Source organism: uncultured Bacteroides sp. (genome assembly GCF_910578895.1).
GTDB lineage: Bacteria > Bacteroidota > Bacteroidia > Bacteroidales > Bacteroidaceae > Bacteroides.
In genome coordinates this window covers 47236-56058 of the sequence record NZ_CAJTSC010000020.1, presented here as the reverse complement: position 1 = coordinate 56058, position 8823 = coordinate 47236, and the positions used below count along the sequence as shown (strand labels likewise).

The 8823-nt window shown below is 34.7% G+C and carries 10 protein-coding genes; all 10 read left to right on the top strand.

Annotated elements, in window-relative coordinates; translation table 11 throughout:
• On the top strand, nt 1–584 hold a 584-nt coding region (locus QZ327_RS07195), incomplete at its 5' end, for an EpsG family protein (protein ID WP_294618324.1).
• Nucleotides 585–1826, top strand: a complete 1242-nt coding sequence (locus QZ327_RS07190; protein WP_294618322.1) for a hypothetical protein — start codon at nt 585–587, stop codon at nt 1824–1826.
• Nucleotides 1827–1829: 3 nt separating this feature from the next.
• Nucleotides 1830–2693, top strand: coding sequence for a glycosyltransferase family 2 protein (locus QZ327_RS07185; RefSeq protein WP_294618320.1), 864 nt, complete (start codon nt 1830–1832; stop codon nt 2691–2693).
• A gap of 5 nt (nt 2694–2698) precedes the next feature.
• Nucleotides 2699–3610 carry a phosphorylcholine transferase LicD gene (locus QZ327_RS07180; protein WP_294618318.1) on the top strand — a complete coding sequence of 304 codons (912 nt, stop codon included), beginning with the start codon at nt 2699–2701 and terminating at the stop codon, nt 3608–3610.
• On the top strand, nt 3607–4335 hold the full coding sequence (locus tag QZ327_RS07175) for a 2-C-methyl-D-erythritol 4-phosphate cytidylyltransferase (RefSeq protein WP_294618316.1): 729 nt from the start codon (nt 3607–3609) through the stop codon (nt 4333–4335). Before QZ327_RS07180 ends, QZ327_RS07175 begins: the two co-directional genes overlap by 4 nt.
• A gap of 1 nt (nt 4336) precedes the next feature.
• Nucleotides 4337–5356: an NAD(P)-dependent oxidoreductase gene (locus QZ327_RS07170; protein WP_294618314.1), complete on the top strand. Its 1020-nt coding sequence runs from the start codon at nt 4337–4339 to the stop codon at nt 5354–5356.
• Between the two features lie 20 nt (nt 5357–5376).
• The gene (locus QZ327_RS07165) at nt 5377–6054 is read left to right on the top strand and encodes a PIG-L family deacetylase (RefSeq protein WP_294618313.1); all 678 of its coding nucleotides are present in this window, start codon (nt 5377–5379) and stop codon (nt 6052–6054) included.
• 5 nt (nt 6055–6059) lie between these two features.
• Complete coding sequence (locus tag QZ327_RS07160) at nt 6060–6692, top strand: sugar transferase (RefSeq protein WP_294618311.1); 633 nt, start codon at nt 6060–6062, stop codon at nt 6690–6692.
• Nucleotides 6692–7657 carry a hypothetical protein gene (locus QZ327_RS07155; RefSeq protein ID WP_294618309.1) on the top strand — a complete coding sequence of 322 codons (966 nt, stop codon included), beginning with the start codon at nt 6692–6694 and terminating at the stop codon, nt 7655–7657. The genes QZ327_RS07160 and QZ327_RS07155 overlap by 1 nt, the downstream gene beginning before the upstream one ends.
• A 1-nt stretch (nt 7658) precedes the next feature.
• Nucleotides 7659–8798 (top strand): biotin carboxylase, encoded by a 1140-nt coding sequence (locus QZ327_RS07150; RefSeq protein ID WP_294618307.1) that lies wholly within the window; start codon nt 7659–7661, stop codon nt 8796–8798.
• Nucleotides 8799–8823 lie beyond the last annotated feature (25 nt).

The window sequence follows — 8823 nt, the reverse complement described above, 5'->3', positions numbered from 1 at the left end:
CTTTAATATCCATTTCTTTTCATAAGACGGCGTTGATCTTACTCCCGTTTTTATTTTTTAGCAGATATCCCTTTAAGAGAATAGGAAAAACAACAAGTGTTGCCATAGTTGGAATTTTTGTTTTAAGTATTCTAAGTAGTTCATTGATAAATGATTTTTTAGGTAGTTTATTGGTACTTGATGCTTTTTCTATTTATGATTCTAAATATGCTCTTGAAGAAGGAAACAAAATCGGAATAAGAATGCTTTTTGAGTTTATTCCGTTTTTTGTAGCTACATATTACCTCGGAAGTAATAAAACAATAAATGGCCCCAGGTATTTAGTTTTTTTGTCAACAATATCTGCATTGATTTATCCATTCACGACAATTATTCATTTAATTTCAAGATTGGGCTTTTATTTCAGTATTTTTTCAATGGCTACTATTCCTATAACTTATAGGGGATTTAATAATAGTCTTGTTCGATATTTATTATTGTTGATTTATTTCATTATAACAATATATGTATATATAGATCGTTTTACAAACTCTGTGTATACAGATTCTTTCAAGGAATTTAAAACAATATTCAGTGTTTTATAGATGAGTAATAAGAAGAAAAACATAGTTATTTTGAGTACTATGTACCATCCGGATATGGGTGCTCCTTCTGCATGTGTAGATAAGTATGTTCAAGCACTAAAAGATAAGTATAATTTTTATATCATAACCAAAACATACAAGACGGATATAGTGCCGGATGGAAAGTATAAAATTAGATATATTTCAAGTTTTATTCATAGGGTAATTTTGAAATGTAATAAAAATATTGATGAATCGAGATTTATATGGCTTAATAAAATAGTCTTATTTTGCTGCAATATATACAAATTGATTACTACACAGTTCTGTTATCCAACATCGGGAAGATGGGAAATAACAGAGTATTATAGGGAGCTTAAGAAATTATCGGAAGAAATAGAAATAAATACTGTTATTGCTGTTTCAAACACTTTTTTCCCTCAATTCTCAGTTTCCAGATTTAAAGAGACATATCAAAATATAAACTATATTGCTTTTATATATGATCCTTTTTCAGAGAATTATGTCTATTATCAATATAAACTTTTTAAGAAGTGGTGGAAACAGAAAAATAGGAAGAATGAGGAATTAATCTATCAAAAAGCAGATGCAATATTTTTTTCTGAGGAAATGTATTGCTTTGCGCTTAATAACTTTAAGTTTAATCTTGCCAAAACGCATTGTCTTTATTTTCCGTTGAGTGATATTAGAAAAAATCAGTATCATGTAGATAACTCTCCTTTAATAAGATTAATATATGCTGGTGCATTATATAAGAAGATTAGAAATCCGGAGTTTATGCTATTTGTTATGTCTCAAGTAAATGGTATTAGACTTGACCTGTTTGTCAACAAAGGAGAATGTGAAGATATAATAGAGAAATATATATCTAATGTCATTACCAGGAATTATTTTGTAGGTAGAGATCGGTATGATGAGATGATATGTAATGAATATGACATATTAGTGAATATTGGCAATATTAGTACGTTACAAGCACCGAGTAAAATGTTGGAATTGCTTTCAACAGGGCGACCGATACTAAATTTCTATTTTGCCAAAGATAATCAATATCAGATGATTGAGAAATATCCTTTAGGATTAAATATCGGGTATCATGAAGAAAATGCGGTGGAAAAAGTTACGAAGTTCTGCCATAGGGTAAAAGGTCATATATTGAGTTTCGAAGAAGTATCGGCTTTGTATCCGGAGAATGCCCTTGGTAATCAGGTAAAATTATTGGAAACATTAATTAATGGTTAATCTATGATTGCGATATTACTTTCTACATATAATGGGCAGGACTTTCTTGAAGAACAAATAGATTCCTTTTTTACACAGACCATTACTGATTGGCAATTGTACATTAGGGATGACGGGTCTAAGGATAAGACGATGGACATTCTTAATGATTATGTGAAAAGATATCCTGATAAAATATATTTAATGAGTGACATGCCGTGTAATCTTGGTGCGGGAAAATCATTTATGTATTTATTAAGTCATGTAGATGCTGATTATTATATGTTTAGTGATCAGGATGATGTTTGGATGCCCGACAAGATTGAAAGAACATTAGCCAAGTTATTGGAACTTGAAAAGAAATATGGTAATGAGAAAGGGGTTGGTGTATTTACGGATTTAACGGTTGTAGATTCAAAACTTAATATGTTGATGCCTTCATTGTGGAAAGCGGACAACAGACATCCGGAATATGTGTATGATTTTTACAAACAATGGACTAATAGGCATGCCTCATACGGATGTACGCAAATGTTTAATAAAGCAGCGAAAGAGCTGGTTTTACCATATCGACAATTTGAGGGAGTACAGGGTGCCCATGATAATTGGATTGAATATATATTGATAAAAAATGGTATCTATGATTTTTTAGACTCGCCAACAATTTACTATAGACAGCATGGAACAAATGTAGTAGGGGCAAATTTCGGGCATTCGTATTATGATGATTTACGTGATATAGTGAAAAAACCTACCGATTTATGTCGGAAATTGAAAAAAGATTATGAGCGCATGAAGTTGATGCCGTTTAATGTTTCTATAACCAAAGTGCTATGGTACAGATTTTATCAATCTATAAGTGCCATTGTTGTTAGAATTATAAAGTGAGATAAATGGATAATTTTAAACAATATCAAAATTTTGAAATATCTAATGGTGTTTCTATTCGCCAGCTTCAGATGAAACTGTTGGAGATATTTACCTACTTTAAACAGATATGCGAAGAAAATGATCTTACTTACTGGTGTGGTGGGGGAACTATGTTGGGAGCTGTCAGGCATAAAGGATTTATTCCATGGGATGATGATTTGGATGTATTTCTGCCTCGTGAAGATTATGAAAGGTTGTATAGTATATGGCATAAGGTGGCAGATACTAAACGATATGTTTTGGTCAGAACTGACGAAAAAAATAATTATCATCATACGGCAATGAATTTAGTTGATATTCAAACAACGTATATAAACAGGCATTCGGAAAACGAAGATATATTTCATGGCGTATATATTGATATTATTCCGTTTGAAGGATGTCCGGATTCTAAATTCAGGCGAGGATTGCAGATATATCATTCGGTTATGTATTCTGTTTTTAATGCTCAACGATTACCGGACAATCAGGGAAAATTGCTGAAGTTGCCGGTGAAGATACTGCTTGGGCTGGTAAGAAATCCTAAAACACGATATAAAATATGGAAAAAACATGAGGCAAAAATGGTGCAATATGGTTTTTTTGATGCCAAATATGTAAAAGAAACAATATCGTCATTCAAGGGACTTTTTCGTTTGTATGAACGGAGTATATTTGATACTACAGATGCTGTTTTTGAAGGTATAACAGTTAAAATACCGGCAGGTTATGACCACTACATGAAAATGATTTATGGAGATTACATGGCTATACCTAAGAATTTATCGATTGATATGGCTTCAAGATATGGGGTTGTAAAGTATATCAATCTGCATGAGCCATATACAACATATAGAGGTGTATACTATTTGACTAATGTAAATCGAGAACAATGAATGTAGCTATGATTTTTGCCGGCGGAGCTGGCAAAAGGATGAATACTGTATCAAAACCAAAGCAGTTTCTTGAATTGCAGGGGAAGCCTATAATAATTTTTACTCTTGAACTATTTGATACGCATTCTGATATTGATGCTATTTGTGTTGTATGCATTGAGCCTTGGATACCATTTCTTAAAAAACAACTCCGTAAATTTGAGATTACAAAAGTTGTTGATATAGTTCCGGGTGGCGAAACCGGGCAAGATAGTATTTATAACGGACTGTGTGCAGTAGAAAAATGGGCAAGATTGAATGGTGATGGGAATGTGAATGTGTTGATACACGATGGAGTCCGTCCTTTAATTACACAACAAACAATAACCGATAACATTATAACTGTACAAGAAAAAGGAAACTGTATTACATGTATTCCCGCGACAGAAACATTTGTTGTGACAAAAGAAGATGGTTCGTTAGATATACCCCCTCGTTGTCATTCATTAATAGCAAGGGCTCCTCAAACATTTAGATTGAGCGATATAATGGAAGCCCATAAGAGTGCTTTGAAAGAGGGAAAACATGATTTTATAGATTCATGTACGATGATGAGTTATTATGGACATACGATGAATACCATAATCGGTCCGATGGAGAATATTAAGATTACTACACCAACTGATTTTTTTATTTTCCGGGCAATGGTGGAAGTGCATGAGAATCAACAGATATTTGGTTTTTGATATGAATTTGAAAGTAAAACAGGATTTGCAAGAATTTGTTCTTTCTTTTGAACTATCCAATGATTTGAGTAATAAGAAATTTCTTATTACCGGTGCTACAGGATTAATAGGATCTATTTTAGTTCATTGCTTATTGGCATTGAAAAGAAATATTTCTATAATAGCGCCTGTACGCAGTACAATGAAAGTAAAGGAAATATTCGATACCGAGGAAATTTCTTTTATAACGTTTATTGAATGCGACATTGCGACTTTTAATTATGATATGGTAGGGGTGGTAGATTATATTGTGCATTGTGCGGCACCTACTTCCAGTAAATATTTTATAGAACATCCTGTTGATACTTTTCAGATAATTTATAAGGGTACAGAAGCTTTATTGGAGTATGCTAAAAACAAACAGGTAAACGGGTTTGTGTATTTGTCTTCTTTAGAGGTATATGGTACTATTTCTGATGGCTCAATTCAAATAACGGAAGATGTACAAGGGTATTTAAATCCGATGGCTGTTCGTAGCTGTTATCCAATGGCAAAACGGGCGGCTGAAAATCTATGTTGTGTATATGCGGCACAGTATGGAGTGAATGTGAAAATCGCCAGGTTGACGCAGACTACAGGTGCCGGTATTTCTGAAAATGATAATCGAATAATAGCTCAGTTCTGTAGATTAGCTGCAAAAGGTGAGAATATAATATTGCATACAAAGGGTGAAGCGGCGAGACCGTATTGTTATACGATAGACTGCGTATCCGCTATTCTTTATATATTATTGAAAGGTGCGGCAGGAGAAGCCTATAATGTTGCTAATGAAGGAACTTATGTTTCGGCTAAAGGATTGGCGGAAATTCTTAGGGAGAAATTTAACCCTGACATTAAAGTTTTATTTGACTTGAAAGATAATATGGGATATGCCCTTGAAACTAAATTGAGGTTGAATGTAGATAAGTTGAAAGCATTGGGGTGGACATCGCAACACGATTTGATGGGTATTTTGAAAAGAATGATAGATTTTTTGAAATAATTATTTAGTGATTTGTAATAATGAGATATTTGATAGTAGTGGCTCATCCGGACGATGAGGTTTTGGGTGCAGGTGCGTCTATCCGTAAATGGACGCAGAATGGTGACATTGTAGATATATGTATAATGTGTACGGAAGCGAAAGCGCGTGCTTTCCGACCGGAAGATAATGAATTGGATGCGGATTTGAACTCGTCATCTGATTTTTTGGGTATCCGTAAGAAATTTGAGGGTGTTTTTCCTAATATTGAGATGAATACAGTTCCTCATATTAGATTAGTGCAGTTTATAGAAAATGCAATCAGAGCGACAGAGCCGGATATAGTTATCACACATCATTCTTCTGATACTAATAATGACCATTTACAGACATCATTGGCTTGTCAGGAAGCTATACGGTTATTTCAAAGGCGTCCTGAAGTAAAGCCTGTATCTGAATTTTGGTTTATGGAAGTTGGTTCTGCCACTGATTGGAATTTAAATACGGCTTTTAATGCTTTTCGTCCCAATATATATGTGGAAATAGGTAAAGATGGCATTGATGCTAAAATTAAAGCTTTGAGTATGTATAGAGGAGTAATGCGACCATATCCCCATCCTCGTAGTAATGAAGCAATGGAAGGGCTTGCAGCTTGGAGAGGAAGTCAGGCTGGATGTAAGTATGCCGAAGCTTTTGAAACAGGGATTCGTAGAATTTGATTGTTATGAATAAGTTTATAAAAAGGATTTTGGATTTCATATTGGCCTTATTTTTGTTTGTGCCAGGGGGAATTGTGTTGTTGGTAGGGATTATTTTTGTGAAAATAGTATCTCCTGAAGCTTCTCCTGTTTTCAAACAGGAACGGGTAGGGTATAAAGGCAAGCATTTTATTCTCTTCAAACTTCGTTCGATGACAAATGAATATGACGAGAATGGTAACTTGCTATCTGATGAAATGAGGCTTAAGAAATGGGGAAAAGTTATTCGGGCTACTAATATGGATGAACTTTTCCAAATATGGAATATTCTGAAAGGGGAAATGTCTTTTATCGGTCCTCGACCTATATTGCCTAAGGAAATGTTGGTAATGACTGAGGATGAACAGCGGGAAAGACAATCTATGCGTCCCGGTATTACAGGCTGGGAAGCTGTGCACGAGGGTGAATCTTCTACTCGTAGAGCTATGGCGGAACTTGATTTATATTATGTACGCAATTGGTCTTTGAAACTGGATTGGCAGGTATTGTATAAGACTCTTGGAATTATTTTTGGTTTTCAACGTCCCGATGATTCTATAAGAGCTCCAAAAGTACTTGACTCTGAAATCAGATCAATGAAAGATATCGGAGAGGAATAATGGAAATAGGCAGTTTTATTGAACTTCAATTTTCTCAAGGAAAAGAGTTCTATTCCCGGAAAAAGGATTTGATTCGTTTGAATACAGGTAGGGCTGCAATTTGGCATGCATTTCGGGTAACAGGAGCTAAGATTATCTGGTTACCGTACTATCAATGTGATACTGTTGGCTCTTTTTTGAAACAAAAAGGGGAAGAAATACGGTATTATCATATAGACAAGAACTTCAATCCTATAGATCTCTATGCTAAAAAAGAGGATGCTGTACTTTTTGTAAATTATTATGGGATAATGTCACAAGAGAGGATGAGAATTCTTTCCATTTCTTATCCGAATGCTATTATAGACAATTGTCAGGCTTTTTATTGCTCCCCCCTTGCTAATGCAATGAATGTATATTCTTGCCGTAAATTTATAGGCGTACCCGATGGGGCGTATGTGATAGGAAAAGATGCTCATAAATATGCGGAAGAATATCCGCAAGGATTTTCGTCGGATACCGCTGCTTTTCTGTTGCAACGTATTGAGTATGGATGTGAAGGTAAGGGGTATGAGTCTCGTAGTATCAATGAACATAGAATTGATACGGAGGATGTGATGAGGATGTCTAAATTAACTCGTACTATATTAGACGGAACGGATTATGATTTTATTAAAACCAGGCGTAGAGAGAATTTTCGGAAAGCTGATGAACTGTTTGGTGATATAAACCTGATTGATGCTACGCGCTTTTATGACAATGATACTATTCCTATGGTTTATCCATTGGTTGTGGAAGATGATGGGTTACTGTTGAAATTACAGCAAGCGAAGCATTTTCAGGGGCATTGGTGGAGTTATATATGTGAAGAATTATCTGCTGATACTGTTGAGTATTGGCTGTCACGCTATATGATACCGATTACCATTGATCAACGGTATGGTTGTGAAGAATTAATGTATTTAGCAAATATTATTAAGAAATAGAATGAATAATACAATTAACGGGCACTTATGTATAGTGTTTGCTTTGGAACATTACAACCCCTTGGGACAGATTCGTAGTTTTGGTTCAATGGGGGTTAATCCTATTTATATTTCTGTAAAACGTAGATATGAGGTAGCTACTTTTAGTAAGTATATCTCTAAGCTACATCGTGTGGACAGTGTTGAGGACGGTTACGAATTGTTGATGAAAGAGTATGGCCATTTTGACGAACTTCATAAACCATATATTGTTTTTTCAGATGATAAATCAGTAGGTTTTTTTGATTTACATTATGATGAATGGAAAGACCGATTCACAGCCTTTAATGCCGGTCGGGCAGGGCGTGTTAATGAATTTATGGATAAATATAAAATTCAGCAACTCGCAAAGAAACATGGCTTTAATGTACTTGACTCGTATGTGATAGGAAAAGAAGACCCTATTCCGCAAGGTCTATGGTATCCTGTTATCACAAAAGATATTTCACCCAATTCCGGTAATTGGAAAAGTGATGTATTTATCTGTCAGGATGAAACTGAACTTAAGGAAGCTATCCCTCAAATAGCTAGTCCGCTGATTATGATTCAACATTTTGTGGACAAAAAGAACGAAATGGCTTTAGAGGGTTATACCGTAAATCATGGGCAGGAAATGCATATTGTGACCCAGTTACAATGGAAATATTTGATTCAAGGCTATTATAGCCCGTATCATGAGGTTTGTATGTTTACGGACAAAGAGATGGAGGCTAAACTTATAGCGATGTTTAAAGAAATAGGGTTTGACGGCATTTTTGAGGTCGAGTTCTTGATAGACAAAGATGGTACATATTATTTTATGGAAACTAATTTTCGTGCTTCTGCCTGGAATCCTACGGGAATGTGTGCAAGTATGCCACTTGCTTTTTTATGGGTAAAAGGGATGGAAAATGGTACTATTGATCCGGGTGATCGTAAGGAGTTTGAACCTTTTACTTCCATGTCGGAAATCATAGATTTTGGTAAACGAGTTGATACAGGCAAAATTTCATTACAAGAATGGTTAAAGGATTTCAAGGAGGCTAAGTGTACTTATATTTATAACAAAGAGGATATTGGTCCTTGGGAGTCCGTATACGAAAATTGGGAAAAATTTAAGTAGTCTGTATGAAACGAGTTTTAATAAC